This window comes from Rhodococcus sp. SORGH_AS_0301, assembly GCF_030818285.1.
In the GTDB taxonomy this organism is placed as follows: domain Bacteria; phylum Actinomycetota; class Actinomycetes; order Mycobacteriales; family Mycobacteriaceae; genus Rhodococcoides.
This window is the reverse complement of record NZ_JAUTAC010000002.1, coordinates 1,554,010-1,568,777: the sequence shown is the minus strand read 5'-3', so window position 1 is coordinate 1,568,777 and position 14,768 is coordinate 1,554,010. Positions and strand designations below refer to the sequence as shown.

At 70.0% G+C, this 14,768-nt stretch carries 13 protein-coding genes and 1 pseudogene; 3 read left to right on the top strand and 11 right to left on the bottom strand.

The window, feature by feature from the left end; genetic code table 11:
* Nucleotides 1-42: 42 nt before the first annotated feature.
* On the bottom strand, nt 43-2,760 hold the full coding sequence (locus QE397_RS08020; protein ID WP_307092741.1) for a DNA translocase FtsK: 2,718 nt from the start codon (nt 2,758-2,760) through the stop codon (nt 43-45).
* A 66-nt stretch (nt 2,761-2,826) separates the two neighbouring features.
* Entirely contained in the window at nt 2,827-3,456 is a 630-nt protein-coding gene (locus QE397_RS08015) for a TIGR03085 family metal-binding protein (RefSeq protein WP_307092739.1), read from the bottom strand.
* A gap of 36 nt (nt 3,457-3,492) precedes the next feature.
* Here QE397_RS08015 and QE397_RS08010 point away from each other — a divergent pair, with 36 nt between their 5' ends.
* Nucleotides 3,493-4,266 (top strand): sulfite exporter TauE/SafE family protein, encoded by a 774-nt coding sequence (locus QE397_RS08010; RefSeq protein WP_056444919.1) that lies wholly within the window; start codon nt 3,493-3,495, stop codon nt 4,264-4,266.
* Between the two features lie 78 nt (nt 4,267-4,344).
* On the opposite strand, the gene QE397_RS08005 is transcribed toward QE397_RS08010, so the two are convergent.
* Genes QE397_RS08005 through QE397_RS07985 form a run of 5 tightly spaced genes read right to left on the bottom strand, consistent with a single transcriptional unit; the run spans nt 4,345 to nt 10,337 of the window.
* A complete protein-coding gene (locus tag QE397_RS08005; protein ID WP_027505112.1) occupies nt 4,345-6,369 on the bottom strand; it encodes a ribonuclease J in 2,025 nt (674 codons plus the stop codon).
* On the bottom strand, nt 6,369-7,325 hold the full coding sequence (dapA, locus tag QE397_RS08000) for a 4-hydroxy-tetrahydrodipicolinate synthase (protein WP_307092733.1): 957 nt from the start codon (nt 7,323-7,325) through the stop codon (nt 6,369-6,371). The genes QE397_RS08005 and dapA overlap by 1 nt, the downstream gene beginning before the upstream one ends.
* A gap of 57 nt (nt 7,326-7,382) precedes the next feature.
* A complete protein-coding gene (thyX, locus tag QE397_RS07995; RefSeq protein WP_222645317.1) occupies nt 7,383-8,156 on the bottom strand; it encodes an FAD-dependent thymidylate synthase in 774 nt (257 codons plus the stop codon).
* A gap of 26 nt (nt 8,157-8,182) precedes the next feature.
* The gene (locus QE397_RS07990) at nt 8,183-9,424 is read right to left on the bottom strand and encodes a winged helix-turn-helix domain-containing protein (RefSeq protein ID WP_307092731.1); all 1,242 of its coding nucleotides are present in this window, start codon (nt 9,422-9,424) and stop codon (nt 8,183-8,185) included.
* Complete coding sequence (locus QE397_RS07985; protein WP_307092730.1) at nt 9,417-10,337, bottom strand: DMT family transporter; 921 nt, start codon at nt 10,335-10,337, stop codon at nt 9,417-9,419. Before QE397_RS07985 ends, QE397_RS07990 begins: the two co-directional genes overlap by 8 nt.
* Nucleotides 10,338-10,459: 122 nt before the next feature.
* Between QE397_RS07985 and QE397_RS07980 the strand changes: the two genes are divergently transcribed.
* Nucleotides 10,460-11,230 carry a trans-aconitate 2-methyltransferase gene (locus QE397_RS07980; RefSeq protein ID WP_307092728.1) on the top strand — a complete coding sequence of 257 codons (771 nt, stop codon included), beginning with the start codon at nt 10,460-10,462 and terminating at the stop codon, nt 11,228-11,230.
* Nucleotides 11,231-11,268: 38 nt separating this feature from the next.
* Nucleotides 11,269-11,922, top strand: coding sequence for a DUF3105 domain-containing protein (locus QE397_RS07975; RefSeq protein ID WP_307092724.1), 654 nt, complete (start codon nt 11,269-11,271; stop codon nt 11,920-11,922).
* On the opposite strand, the gene QE397_RS07970 is transcribed toward QE397_RS07975, so the two are convergent.
* The 4 genes and pseudogenes from QE397_RS07970 to QE397_RS07955 form a co-directional block, all read right to left on the bottom strand.
* Nucleotides 11,923-12,375, bottom strand: coding sequence for a flavodoxin family protein (locus tag QE397_RS07970; RefSeq protein WP_027505105.1), 453 nt, complete (start codon nt 12,373-12,375; stop codon nt 11,923-11,925). It abuts the gene before it with no gap.
* A complete protein-coding gene (locus QE397_RS07965; RefSeq protein WP_197027766.1) occupies nt 12,372-12,794 on the bottom strand; it encodes a hypothetical protein in 423 nt (140 codons plus the stop codon). Before QE397_RS07965 ends, QE397_RS07970 begins: the two co-directional genes overlap by 4 nt.
* A 70-nt stretch (nt 12,795-12,864) precedes the next feature.
* A complete protein-coding gene (gene dapB / locus QE397_RS07960) occupies nt 12,865-13,617 on the bottom strand; it encodes a 4-hydroxy-tetrahydrodipicolinate reductase (protein ID WP_027505103.1) in 753 nt (250 codons plus the stop codon).
* Between the two features lie 35 nt (nt 13,618-13,652).
* Nucleotides 13,653-14,760, bottom strand: a pseudogene (locus QE397_RS07955) (zinc-binding dehydrogenase).
* Nucleotides 14,761-14,768 lie beyond the last annotated feature (8 nt).

Below are 14,768 nucleotides of genomic sequence, written 5' to 3'. Positions count from 1 at the left end.
AAACTCAGCTAGCGTGAGAGTCAATTCACAACGGGGCCACCGTCACTCGTCCGGATTGTCCGACTCTCCCGGATCCCCGCCCTTGATCGACCACAGCAGCCCGTCCAACTCGTCGGGCTTGACCAGGACGTCGCGGGCCTTCGATCCCTCGCTCGGGCCGACCACGCCGCGCGTCTCCATCAGATCCATGAGCCTGCCGGCCTTGGCGAAGCCGACGCGCAACTTGCGCTGCAGCATGGACGTCGAGCCGAACTGACTCGTCACGACGAGTTCGACGGCTTGGAGCAGCACGTCGAGATCGTCGCCGATGTCGGCGTCGACGTCCTTCTTCTCCGCGGCCTTCTGCGCGGTGACGCCCTCCTGGTACTCCGGCTCCGCCTGGTTCTTGGCGAAGTCGACGACCGCGGTGATCTCCTCGTCGGTGATGAAGGCGCCCTGTAGACGGGTGGGCTTGCCCGCGCCCATCGGCAGGAACAGGGCGTCGCCCATACCGATGAGCTTCTCCGCACCCTGCTGATCCAGGATGACGCGGGAGTCGGTCAGCGACGACGTGGCGAACGCGAGCCTGGACGGGACGTTGGTCTTGATCAGGCCCGTGACGACGTCGACGGACGGGCGCTGGGTCGCGAGCACGAGGTGGATGCCGGCCGCGCGCGCCTTCTGCGTGATGCGGACGATCGCCTCCTCCACGTCCCGCGGCGCGGTCATCATCAGGTCCGCGAGCTCGTCGACGATCGCGAGGATGTACGGGTAGGGCTTGTAGACGCGCTCGCTGCCGAGCGGTGCGGTGATCTCGCCCGACTTCACCTTCTTGTTGAAGTCGTCGACGTGGCGCACCCTGTTTGCCTGCATGTCCTGGTAGCGCTGCTCCATCTCCTCGACCAGCCAGGCGAGGGCCGCGGCAGCCTTCTTCGGCTGCGTGATGATCGGCGTGATGAGGTGCGGAATCCCCTCGTACGGGGTCAGCTCGACCATCTTGGGGTCGATGAGGATCATCCGGACCTCCTCCGGCGTCGCCCGCGCGAGCAACGACACCAGCATGGAGTTGACGAAGCTCGACTTGCCCGAGCCGGTGGAGCCCGCCACCAGGAGGTGCGGCATCTTCGCGAGGTTGGCGCTGACGAAGTCGCCCTCGATGTCCTTGCCGAGGCCGATGACCAGAGGATGGTGATCCTTGCGGGTCGAGGGCGCCGTCAGCACGTCGGCCAGGCGGACCATCTCGCGGTCGGAGTTGGGCACCTCGATGCCCACCGCCGACTTGCCGGGGATGGGGGCCAGCAGACGCACGTTGTCGGTGGCCACCGCGTACGCGATGTTGCGGGCGAGCGCCGTGATCTTCTCGACCTTGACGCCCGGTCCGAGCTCGACCTCGTAGCGCGTGACCGTCGGTCCGCGGGTGAAGCCGGTGACGGCGGCGTCGATCTTGAACTGCTCGAGGACCTCGGAGATCGCCTCGATCATCGCGTCGTTCGCCTGGCTGCGCGTCTTCGGCGGATCGCCGTCGATCAGCAGGGACAGCGAGGGCAGGACGTAGTCGCCGTCGACGACGCGGTCCATGACGAGTTTGTCGTCCTCCTTCGGCTTCGGCGGAGTCGCCGCGACGACCGGAGCGGGCTTCGGCTTCGGCGTCGGCTCGACCGCCGGTTCCTTCGCACGCGTGCGGACGGGCGGCGGCACCGGCACGTACTCGGTGGGAGCGTCGTCCACCGGTGCCGACTCCTCCACCGGGTACGCGTCGGCCGGCGCGGACGATCGGCGGCGGCGCGACCTCGCCGGCTTCTCGTCGACCGGGTAGCCGTCGGCGTCGAACAGGGCCGGGTCGTACTCGTCGTACGAGGAGCCGTAGCCCGCGGAGTCGTACCCGTCCGGTGCGAAGTCACCGAGGTGCGACTCCTCCTCCCAGTCCTCGTAGTCGCTGTACTCGTCGCCGCGGTTCGCCGTACCGAACAGGGTCCGCAGACGCGCGGGGATGTCGCGCACGGTCGTCCCGGTGAGGAGAAGGACGCCGAACAGGACCGCGAGCAGGAGCAGCGGCACGGCGAGCCAGACGGTGACCCCGCTGCTGAGCGGACCGCCGACGACGAAGCCGACGAAGCCGCCGCCGGACGCACGCCCGGCCAGGTCGTCCGGTGATCCCGAACCCAGATGCCAGAGTCCGAGCATCGGCAGGCCGACGAGCAGAGACCCGAGGACGAGCCGGGGGCGGTCGTCGGGAGCGGGTTCGGTCCGCATCAGGGCTACGGCGACGCCGATGCCGAGCAGCGGCAGCAGGATGGCCGCGCTGCCGACGACGGCGCGCAGCCCGATCTCGATCCACTCCCCGACCGGGCCACCGGCCGAGAACCAGAGACCGGCGGCGACGACCACGCTGACCGCGAGGCACCCGAGGGCGATGCCGTCGCGGCGGTGGCCGTGTTCGATGTCGGCGGCCTTGCCGACGGTGCGAGTGGTGGCACCGAGTCCGCGCGCGGCGAGGCCCCACCCCTTGCCGATGCCGCGACCCACGGAGTTCAGGGCCGCGCGACCGGGCGAGATCGTGCGCTTGGGGGCGCTGCGAGGTCGGGCTCCGGACGACGACCGTGCGGTACCGGACGAGCGAGTCGCCGGGGTGCGCCCGGTGGACGACCGCGGGGCGGTGGGCTTGCGCGGCGTCGTGACCGTCCGCCCGCGTCCGGTGGAGGCACCACTCGTGCCGGTGCCTGCCTTGCTCGATCCGGCCGCGCCGGATCGGGACGCGCGCGTACTCGTCTTGCCTGCCATACCCGTCAGGCTAGTCGGTCGACCCCATCCGGACCATCCGCAACACCAGTAACAGCTCGACCGCTGTCACACGCCGCGGTCGAGGCCCTTCACCGCGGCGACGTCCGCCTGGTCGCCGTCGAACTCCAGCACCACCGCATCGCGGCCGAACGCGTGCAGCACGAGCTCCGACGGCTCCCCGCGCAGCGCCACCCGGCGCGAGGCCGACTTCTTCCCGAACGTGCGCCGACGACCGTCCGGGGTCTCCACGTCCACGACCACGGGGGCTCCCCTGTAGGCGACACGGCCGAGCAGACCCAGCAGACCCCACAGGGCGGTCTGCATCTCGGCGCTCAGTTCTCGCGGAGTCGGTGCGGATCCGTCGGCCCGCCGGACGTCCTCGTGGTGGACGAACATCTCCCCGAGGTTGATCTGCGCGTCGAGGAGCTTGTACGGCGACCACACCGGAGGTCCCGTGCGCACGTCGTCGACGAGGCCCACCCACTCCCCCGCGGCGACCGAGTCCTGCACGCGGCGCGTGTACCCCGCCAGCGGCGGCAGGAAGATGCCCGGAGCCGCATCGAGGCGGCGTTCGCGGATCACCAGATGCGCCGCGAGATCCCGGACGGTCCAGTCACCGCACAGGGTGGGAGCGTCCGGACCGACCTTCGCCATCGTGTCGGCCAGTTCCAGACGTTCGTCATGCGCAAGGCTCATGACACACGAATCTAGCCGTGTCGTACGGTCGCCGGTGTGCCCGTCTCCGAAATAGTCCTCGTGCTGCTCGCGGGGTTCGCCGCCGGTGGCATCAACGCCGTCGTCGGGTCAGGAACGCTCATCACGTTCCCCACCCTCATCGCCTTCGGGTACCCGCCCGTCACGGCGACCATGAGCAATGCGATCGGACTGGTGGCAGGAAGCGCCTCCGGCGCATGGGGCTACCGACGCGAACTACGCGGCCAGTGGTCGCGGTTGCGCTGGCAGCTCCCCGGATCGCTGCTCGGCGGCGTGCTCGGTGCCTGGCTCCTGCAGCACCTGCCCGAGAAGACCTTCACCGCCGTGGTTCCGGTGCTGCTGATCCTGGCGCTGGTCCTGGTGGTCACCGGCCCCCGCATCCAGGCCTGGGCCCAGAAGCGCTCCGAGCCGGACACCGCCGCCGGGATCGGCCGCGGACGCTTCGTGCTGCTGGTGATCGGGACGTTCGCCGTGGGTGTCTACGGCGGCTACTTCACCGCGGCCCAGGGCATTCTGCTGATGGGCGTCATGGGAGCGTTGCTGCCGGAGAACATCCAGCGCATGAACGCGGCCAAGAATCTGCTGTCGCTCGTGGTCAACGTCGTGGCGGCGGCATCGTTCATCATCTTCGCCTTCGACCGGATCAGTTGGGCGGCAGCCGGTCTCATCGCCGTCAGCTCCCTGATCGGCGGCGCGGTGGGAGCACGGTACGGCCGACGTCTGTCACCGCGGGTGCTGCGTGCCTGCATCGTCCTGCTGGGCCTCGTCGGCCTGTACAACCTGCTCGCCTAGCGGGCCGACGACGGGGCGAGAGACACGACAGGCCGGCGCCGGGGTGTCCCCGGGGCCGGCCTGTCGAGTGCGACCGTGTCAGCTCGGCGTGACCTCGAGCACGGTCGGCACGATCATCGGCTTGCGGCGGTACTTGTCCGCCACCCAGCGACCGACGATGCGGCGGACGGACTGCGCGATGCGGTGCGTGTCCCGCACACCCTCGCCGGCGAGACGCACCAACTCCGCCTCGACCAGCTGCGCCGCTTCCTTCAGTGCCGCGGGATCGTCGGAGAAGCCGCGACCCGAGACCTCGGGAGTGCCGACGGACTTGCCGGTGGTGGTGTCCACGGCCATGGTGATGGCGATGAAGCCGCCCTCACCGAGGACGAGGCGGTCGGACAACGTCGAGTCGCCCACGTCGCCGACGGACAGGCCGTCGACGTACACGTGGCCGACCGGCACCTGGCCGACGATCTCGGCGAGGCCGTCGACCATGTCCACGACGACGCCGTCCTCGGCCAGCACCACGCGCTCCTCCGGCACACCCGTCGACACCGCGAGAGCGGCATTGGCGCGCAGGTGCCGCCACTCGCCGTGCACGGGCATCGCGTTGGTGGGACGGACCGCGTTGTAGAGGTACAGCAGCTCGCCGGCCGACGCGTGGCCGGAGACGTGCACCTTGGCGCTCTGCTGCGTGACCACCTTGGCGCCACGCTTCGCGAGCCCGTTGACGACGGCGAACACGGAGTTCTCGTTGCCGGGGATCAGCGACGACGCGAGGACGACCAGGTCGTCGGCACGGATGTTGATCTGACGATGCTCACCCCGCGCCATCCGGGACAGCGCGGAGAGCGGCTCGCCCTGCGAGCCGGTGGAGACCAGGACCAGCTTGTCGTCCGCGAGCTTCGTCGCGGTGTCCATGTCGACCTCGACACCCGAGGGCACCGTCAGGTACCCGAGCTCCTGGGCGATGGCCATGTTGCGCACCATCGACCGCCCGACGAAGGCGACCTTGCGGTTGTAGCGGTGTGCGACGTCGATGACCTGCTGGATGCGGTGCACGTGGCTCGCGAACGACGCGACGATCACGCGGTTCCTGGCCTTGCCGATGACCGTGTCCAGGACACCGCCGATCTCACGCTCGGGCGTGACGAATCCGGGCACCTCGGCGTTGGTGGAGTCCACCAAAAAGAGGTCGACACCCTCGTCGCCGAGTCGCGAGAACCCGCCGAGATCGGTCAGGCGGCCGTCGAGCGGCAGCTGGTCGAGCTTGATGTCGCCGGTGTGCAGCGCGACACCGGCATCGGTACGGATGGCGACGGCGAGCGCGTCGGGGATCGAGTGGTTGACCGCGAAGTACTCGAGCTCGAACGGTCCGTGGTTCGTGCTCTCGCCCTCGCGCACCTCGACGAGCTTCGGCTTCTGGCGGTGCTCACGGCACTTCGCCGCCAGCAGCGCCAACGTGAACTTGGAGCCGATGACCGGGATGTCCGGGCGCAGGCGCAGCAGGAACGGCACGGCACCGATGTGGTCCTCGTGACCGTGGGTGAGCACCAGGGCGACCACGTCGTCCATCCGGTTCTCGATGTGACGGAAGTCCGGGAGGATCAGGTCGACACCGGGCTGTGCGTCCTCGGGGAAGAGCACACCGCAGTCGACGATGAGCAGCTTGCCCTTGTGCTCGAAGACCGTCATGTTGCGGCCGATCTCGCCGATGCCGCCGAGAGCGACGACGCGGAGACCGTTCTTCGGTGCCTTGGGCGGAGCTCCGAGTCGCTGCGTCTTGTCCACGACCGTGCGCGCATCGGGTCGCTGGATGGCAGCGGAGTTCTGCGGGGTGCGCGCGGGACGCGACCGAGGACCGCGGCCCCCACCCGAGCCCGAGTTGCCGTTCGACGATCGCGAGCCGCCCGACTGGCGGTCGCGGCCGGTCGGCGCGTCCTTCACGGGCGCCTCCTTCACGGGAGCGGCTTTCGCCGGCGCCTGCGCCGCGGGGGCGTCCTGCACGGGCGCGGCCTCGGCCTTCGGTGCGGGAGGAGCGGGCTGCTGTTCCTGCGGGGGAAGTTCCGCGGGCGGTCCGGCACTACGGGTGGCACTGCGCCGCCTGGGCGGTCGAGTCATCAAAGAACTCCTGCACGGTGAAGATCGGCTGCCAGAGCATCGATCTGATCGGTGGACGGTGGAACTTGCGGCAGACGGGGCTCCCCCACGTCGATGCCGAGAAGACGAAGGCCCGCCTTGGAGCCCGTGACGCCGCCGAGTCGGGCGAACGACCGCACGATCGGCAGCAGACCGACGTTGATGGCCTGCGCTGCGGCGATGTCGCCCGCGGCCCAGGCGGAGTGGAGATCCCGGAGCTTGCCGGGCACGAGGTGCCCGATGACGCTGACGAAGCCGATGGCCCCGACGGACAGCCAGGGCAGATTGAGCGGGTCGTCGCCCGAGAAGTACTCGAGACCGGTCGAGGCGATGAGTTCGGCTCCCGCGGCGAGGTCGCCCTTCGCGTCCTTGACGGCGAGGATGCGCGGATGATCGGCGAGGCGACGCAACGTCTCCGTCTCGATCGGCACCACCGAGCGGGGCGGGATGTCGTACAGCATGACGGGCAGATCGGTCGAATCGGCCACGGCGACGAAGTGGGCGTACAGGCCGGCCTGCGGCGGGCGCGAGTAGTACGGGGTGACGACGAGCAGTCCGTGTGCCCCGGCGTCGGCGGCGGCACGAGCGAGTTCGATGCTGTGCGCGGTGTCGTTGGTACCGGCGCCGGCGACGATGCGAGCGCGATCTCCGACGGCAGCGACCACGGCGCGCAGCAGGTCGGCCTTCTCGCGATCCGTCGTGGTCGGCGACTCGCCCGTCGTTCCCGAGATCACGAGGCTGTCGCACCCGCTCGAGACCAGATGCGCGGCCAGTGCGACGGAGGCGTCGATGTCGAGAGCACCGTCCGGAGTGAACGGTGTCACCATCGCGACGGAGACGGCACCGAACGGCGAGGGCGTGCTGCTCGTCTGCACTCGTGCCGCAGTGTCGACAGTCCCCGCAGCGTCGACAGTCCTCGCGGTGTCACCGATGGTCATGGTCAGGAAGGTTACCCGGTCCCCGTCCGGCCGCCGGACCCCCACGACCCGCGCCGCCTATTCCCCCGCGTACGAACTCCTGGCGACTTCCGTTCCGTCGGCCAGTGTCTCGATCTCGAAGTCGGCGAAGACGTCGGGTGCGACCTCGACGAGGCGCCGCAGGCAGGCCACCGCGAGCCGTCGGATCTCGAGATCCGCGTGCTCGGAGGCCCGCATGGTGACGAAATGCCGCCACGACCGGTAGTTCCCGGTCATCACCAGGCGCGTCTCCACGGCGTTCGGGAGCACTGAGCGCGCGGCCTGCCGCGCCTGCTTCCCGGCGACGACCGCAGGCGAGTCCGCACCGGTCTCCGCTTCGAGTGCGGACAGCAACGCGTCGTACGCGGCACGGGACGAGTCGGTCGCATTCTGGAACAACTCACGCAACGTCGCGTCGGACTCGAGAGCTGGAGGCACGACCATCAGCGCGTCGCGTTCGGACACCGAACGCTGGGAGAGCTGAGAGAAGGAGAAGTGGCGGTGCCGGATCAACTCGTGACTGCAGGAGCGTGAGATGCCGGTGATGTAGAAACTCGCGGACGCGTGCTCGAACACCGACCAGTTCCCCACGGCCAGTAGATGGTTGAGATACCCGGCGTTGGTCGCGGTGCGCGGATTGGGCTTCGACCAGCTCTGGTAGCAGGCCCGGCCGGCGAACTCGACCAACGCCTGACCGCCGTCGGCGTCGGTCCCCCACGGCACCTCCGACGGAGGGGTGAAGGACGTCGCGGCCACGAGCTGAACGGACAACGGGGCACCGGCTCGATGCTCTGACACTGGACGCTGGGACATTCGACACAGACTATGGGGTGGCGGAGTCATCGAGAGACGGCGCGTACCTCGCGGCCCAGGTCGGCCGCGAGATCACCACGGTCACCGACCACGACGTCGGCCACGTCCAGCCATTGCGCCATCTCCGTCACCGACGCGGCCAGCGCCGCCGCCACCTCGCCACGGCGGCCGCGGGCGTCGACGGAGGGCTCGGTGAACGCACCGGGCACCGTGAGCACTCCGGCGGAGCGATCGACCCGGATGTCGACGCGGGCGACGAGCTCGTCGTGCAGCAGGAACGGGAAGACGTAGTACCCGTACGTCCGCTTCGGCTCGGGCGTGTAGATCTCGATGCGGTAGTGGAAGTCGAAGAGACGCTCGGTGCGCGGACGCCCGAAGATCAGCGGATCGAACGGGCACAGCAGTGCGGCCGACTCGACCGACCGCGGTACCCGGGTGTCTCGATGCAGGAAAGCCTGATCCCGCCACCCGGTCACGGTCACGGGCACCAGCACGCCCGCGTCCACCAGGTCGGCCACGGCCCGAGTGGTCTGGGCCGCCGACAGCCGGTAGTGATCGCGCAGGTCGGCCGCCGTGGCGACCCCCATCGCCTCGGCCGACTTCTCGACGAGCTGACGCACCGCGTCCACCTCGTCCACCCGTCGCGACACGACGTCCGGGGGCAGCACGCGCTCGGCGAGGTCGTACAGCCTCGTGAACCGTTCCCGCCGCGGTACCGACAACACGCCGCCGGCGAAGAGCTGTTCGCACACCACCTTGACGTCACTGTGGTCCCACCACGGCCCCTTGGGGCCGGGTCTCCGGCGATCCAACAGAACTTCGAGCTCTCGCGCGGTGACGGGCCCCTGGTCGCGGATCGCGTCGAGCACGTCCTCCACCAGTCCGGGACTGCGCGCAGCGACCCTCGCGGCGCCGCCCCACCGACCGTGCTCGTACTGATCCATCCGCCACCGCATCAGCGGCCAGTCGGCGACGGGCAGGAATGCCGCCTCGTGCGCCCAGTACTCGACGAGCAGGCGCGGCGATCGCGCCGTGTCGGTCCACGCCGCATCGTCCAGCGCCTGACGGTCGTAGGGGCCGACACGACTGAACACCGGCGCGTAGTGCGCCCGCACCGCCGCGGACGCAGAATCGATCTGCAGCAACTTCGTCGAGCGCACCACACCCGCCACCGCGCGCCTGCCGGAGACCGCACCGGACCGCGCTCGACCGAAGCCCTGGGCCGCGACGGCCGTGCGACGCGCTGCCGCCGCGGACAGCTCACGCATGGGCACCGCCCGCGTTCGTCCGGGCGTGGGTCACTCCGGCGTCGACGACGGACACCAGGAGCAGCACCGCACCGACGGCGCCCACCGCCGTGAGTCGTTCGTCCAGCAGGATCACTGCCAGGACGGTACCGGTGAGAGGTTCGAGGAGTGCGACGACCGCCGCCGTCGACGCCGCCGCGGTCCGCAGTCCGCGGAAGTACGCGCTGTAGGCCACAGCCGTCGGGACGAGGGCGAAGCTGAGCACGAGGAGAATGCTCGTCACCGACACGACCGGGAGCAGCGCCGTGCGGTCCGTGGCTGTCGCTGCCACCGCGAGCAGCGCCCCGCCCAGCACGAACGACCATCCGGTGACGACGGTGTCGTCGCCCTGCGCGGCATGTCGACGACCGACGAGGGTCATCGTCGCGAACGCACTGCCCGACACCACCGCCAGAGCGCCGCCCACGACGGTGGACCGCAGATCGCCGTCGGCCGGGGAACCGACGAGCAGCCCGAGCCCCGCGACACCGACGACGACGGTCCGCACGACGGCACCCGCCGGGCGGCGACGTGCCGTCAGCGACTCCACGAGGACGACCACCACGGGAGCCGACCCGATGGTCACCAGGGTCGCGGCCGCCACGCCCGCCGTGACGGTGGCCGCGAAGTAGGCACCCTGGAAGACCGCGGCGAGTGTTCCGATGACGGCGATGCGACGCCACACAGGTCGGCCGCGCGGCAGGACACCCCCGGTCGCGGCCACGACCGCGAGGAGCATCAGCCCGCCGAGGCCGAGCCGGTACGCGGCGACCGCGGTGGACGGGAGGTCCGCGGAGCGACCCAGCGCGGTTCCGAGAACACCGCCGGTCCCCCACAGCACGGCGGCGACGACGAGCAACGCCACACCTGATCGCGGCGCACTCGTGTGCGGCACCGGCAGCCTCCTCACCCTCACGTGTCCAGCGACCGTAGCGCCGGTGGACAGTACTGCTCACTCCGGCGTAACGTGCGTAACAGTACAAGCGTACTGTTTGCCGGCCCGTCGAAGGAGCCATCATGTGGAGCCCGTCCGACTACCTCACCTTCGCCGACGAGCGCACCCGTCCGTTCCGCGAACTGATCGCACGCATCTCTGTCGGGAGTCCCCGGCGCGTCGCCGATCTCGGCTGCGGCCCGGGCAATGCGACGGCGTTGCTCGCGCACCGCTGGCCGGACGCCGCCGTCGAGGCGTCGGACAACTCGCCGGACATGGTCGCGGCCGCGCGCGCTGCCGGTCTGGACGCCACCGTGCTCGACGTGCGGGACTGGGTGCCGTCCTCCGACACCGACGTCGTCGTCTCCAACGCGACTCTGCAGTGGGTGCCCGAACACCGGGAACTGCTGGCGCGCTGGCCCGGCCAGTTGCCGGACGGTGCCGTGATCGCCGTCCAGATGCCCGGCAATTTCGATGCACCGTCGCACCGCATCATCCGGGACCTCGCGACATCGGACGCCTGGGCACCGCGGCTTCCCACTCTCGAGCTGCGGCACGCGAACGCCGTGGACGATCCCGAGCAGTACGCCGACCTGCTGGCCGCCCGGGGTTGCGCCGTGGACGCCTGGGAGACCACGTACGTCCAGCAACTCCGTGGTGCCCGGCCCGTTCTCGACTGGGTCTCCGGCACCGCTCTCACCCCGATCTTCGACCTCCTCGACGAGAAGGGTCGGGACGAGTTCCGCGACGACCTCGCTCCGTTGTTGGCCGAGGCCTACCCGGCACGATCCGACGGGACCACCTTCTTCCCGTTCCGACGCGTCTTCGTCGTCGCGGTGGTGCGGAACGGCTGACGAGCAGGACGGTGCGGCCGGACGGATACTCTCGAATCATGCATCGGTCGGCGCTCGTTCCCCTGATCCTGTCGGCCGCCCTCCTCGCCGGCTGCTGCGGCAGGGCCGTCGAGGGACGTCCGACGGCCGACGCGTGGGTGCCCACCGCCGACAATCCCGACCCCTCTCTCGCGCTCGACGGCATCGAGGTGGTCGACTACCCGCCCGCCTACCACGTACTGCCGAACTACCGTGTGGCGTACGCCTTCTCACCGCCGATGGGTGGTCGACACGACAACGCGTGGGCGACGTGCACCGGCGTGGTCTATCCGGAGGCCGTGCGCACCGAGAACATGGTGCACTCCCTCGAACACGGTGCCGTGTGGATCGCATACGACCCCGAAGCGCTCGACGACGGCGAGATCGCAGCGCTGGCTGCGCGGGTGGAGGGCGAGCCGTACCTGATGATGTCGCCGTATCCGGGCATGGATCGCCGGATCTCGCTGCAGTCGTGGGGGCATCGCCTGGCAGTGGAGAGCAGCGACGACGAGCGCATCGACCGTTTCGTCTCGGCACTGCGCCTGAATCCGAACACTTTCCCGGAGCCCGGCGCGACGTGCGCGACCCTGCCCACCACGTTCGACACGGCGAACCCGCCGGCGTTCGTCGAGAGCGCGCCGGATCCCGCATCCCCGCTGACCCTTCCGGAGTGATCAGGCAGGCATGATCGTCGCGGCCACCGTGCCACCGAGTTCGACGAGCCGTTCCCGCGCAGCGGCGTCGAACCCGGTCACCTCGACGGGCACCGCGGCCGGCTCGAGGCCCCATCCGCTCACGATGCTCGTCAGTGCGCGCACCGCGCCCGCAGTGTCGTTGTTGCCGTACACCCAGGCGCCCCAAGGCTTTCCGTTCATCGACCCGAGCGTCGGGTAGTACACCGTGTCGAGGAAATGCTTGAGAGCACCGGACATGTACCCGAAGTTCGCGGGAGTGCCGAGGAGGATGCCGTCCGCGTCGACCACGTCGGCGATCGTGGCACCCAAGGCCGGGCGCACCCGGACGTCGACACCCTCGATGTCGGGATCCCGCGCCCCGGCCAGCACCGCCTCGAGCATCTCCGCCATGGGCGGCGACACCGTGTGGTGCACCACCAGCAGGACGGTCACGCGCTCTCGGTGCGCTCGAGTTCCACGGCGCGCCGCATGATCTCGCGTGCGCGCCCGCGATCGCCCGCGTAGTCGTACGCACGGGCGAGACGGTAGTTCGTGCGCCAGTCGTCGGGCGACTTCTCGTACTCCGCCTTGACGTCCGCGAAGAGCGAATCCGCCGCGCCGCGCTCGATGCGCCCCGACGGCATGCGCGGAAGGTCGTCGACGTCCAGCTCGAGATTCTCGTCGTGGATCCGACGGGCCAGGTGCTGGTGCCGAAAACCCGCCCGCAGCGTCGCCGCCACGATCCACAGGCCCAGCAGCGGAAGGATCAGCACACCGATACCCAGCCCGATGTTCACCGGACCGCCGAGCTGGATGAAGTCGATCCCCCGCCCGCCCAGGATGACGAAGTAGACGCCGAGAACCAACACCATCACGGCGATGATCGCGACCACCCGCGAATACTTGCTCACTCCGACCGTCCTCCGGACTTCCCGCTGCTCATCACAGATCCATCAGCGGTTCGATGCCCAACGTCAACCCGGGCCGCGCCGCGATGGACCGGACGCCCAGCAGCACACCGGGAGTGAAGGAGGTGCGGTCGATCGAGTCGTGCCGGATGGTGAGAGTCTCGCCCTGCGTTCCCAGGAGCACCTCCTGGTGCGCCACCAGACCGGCGAGGCGCACGGAGTGCACACGCACTCCGTCGACGTCGGCGCCGCGCGCACCGTCGAGTTCGGTGGTGGTCGCGTCGGGACTCGGGCCCACTCCCGCCGCGCGCCGCGCGTCCGCGATGAGCGCCGCCGTGCGGTACGCGGTGCCGGACGGCGCGTCCGCCTTGTTCGGGTGGTGCAGCTCGATCACCTCGACCGAGTCGAAGAAGCGTGCCGCCTGCTGCGCGAACGCCATCGACAGCACGGCGCCGATGGCGAAGTTGGGAGCGATGAGCACTCCGGTCGCGGGCGAGTCCGCGAGCCAGGACCGCACCTGATCGAGTCGCTCGTCGTCGAACCCGGTGGTGCCCACGACGGCATGGATCCCGGCGCCGATCAGGTACTGCAGGTTGTCCATGACGACACTGGGATGGGTGAAGTCGACCACGACCTGCGCGCCGTTCTCAGCGAACGTCTCGAGCCGGTCGTCCTTGTCCACGCGAGCGACGAGCTCCGTGTCGGCCGCGGCCTCGACGGCCTCGCACACCGCCTGGCCGACCTTGCCGGCCGCGCCGAGTACTCCGACACGTATCGCCTCTGTCACCTGTTCACCCCTCACCTGGAACCGTCGGGGACAGCCTAGTGGTCGAACTCGATGACCTGACGAATCGCCTTGCCGTCCGCCAGTTCGTCCATCGCCCGGTTGATCCCGTCGAGCGTGATGCGTGAGGACACCAGTTTCTCCACCGGGAAGCGGCCCTCGCGCCACATCTGCTCGTACGTCGGAATGTCCCGTTCGGGAACGGCGGACCCGAGGTAGCTCCCGACGATGGTCCGCGCCTCGGCCACGAGCGTGAGGGGCGAGATCGACGCTCGGGCGTCCGGCGACGGCAGGCCCACTGTCACGGTGGTGCCGCCCGGAGCAGTGGCAGCGAGAGCGGTCTCGAAGGCGCGCGCGTTGCCGGCGGCCTCCACGACGATCTGGGCACGCACGCCGGACTCGGCCAATTCCTGCGGGGTGTACACGGACGTGGCGCCCAACTCGCGGGCCGTCTCCAGCTTCTCCGGCATCGAATCGACCCCGATGACGTCGCCCAGTCCGAGCGAGGCCGCGGTGAGCACCGCGGCCATGCCCACTCCGCCGAGCCCCACCACCATGATGGTGTCGCCCTCGGTGGGGGACGCGGCGTTCAGCAGTGCGCCGCCGCCGGTGAGCACCGCGCACCCCGAGCACCGCGGCGACGGCCGGCGGGACGTCGTCGCCCACGGGCACCACCGACCGGCGGTCCACCACCGTGTGCGTCGCGAAACCGGACACCCCGAGATGGTGCTTGATCTCGACGCCGTCGCGGCGCAGCCGCACGTCTCCGCCGAGCAGAGTGCCGGCGTTGTTGGCCGCGCTGCCGGGGATGCACGGTGTGCGCCCGTTCGACCGGCACCCCGAGCACTCACCGCATCGAGGCAGGAAGGTCATCACCACGCGCGTGCCGAGCGCGAGATCGACCCCCGGGCCGACGCCCTCGACGATGCCCGCAGCCTCGTGCCCCAGCAGCATCGGGACGGGGCGCACGCGGTTGCCGTCGACCACCGACAGATCGGAATGGCACAACCCCGCCGCCTCGATGCGTACGAGGATCTCCCCCTCGCCGGGAGGATCGAGCTCGAGCTCGGACACCGTCAGGGGACGCGACTCCGCGAACGGCCGCGAACGGCCGATCTCTTCCAGGACAGCTCCGCGAATCTTCATGCCGCCAC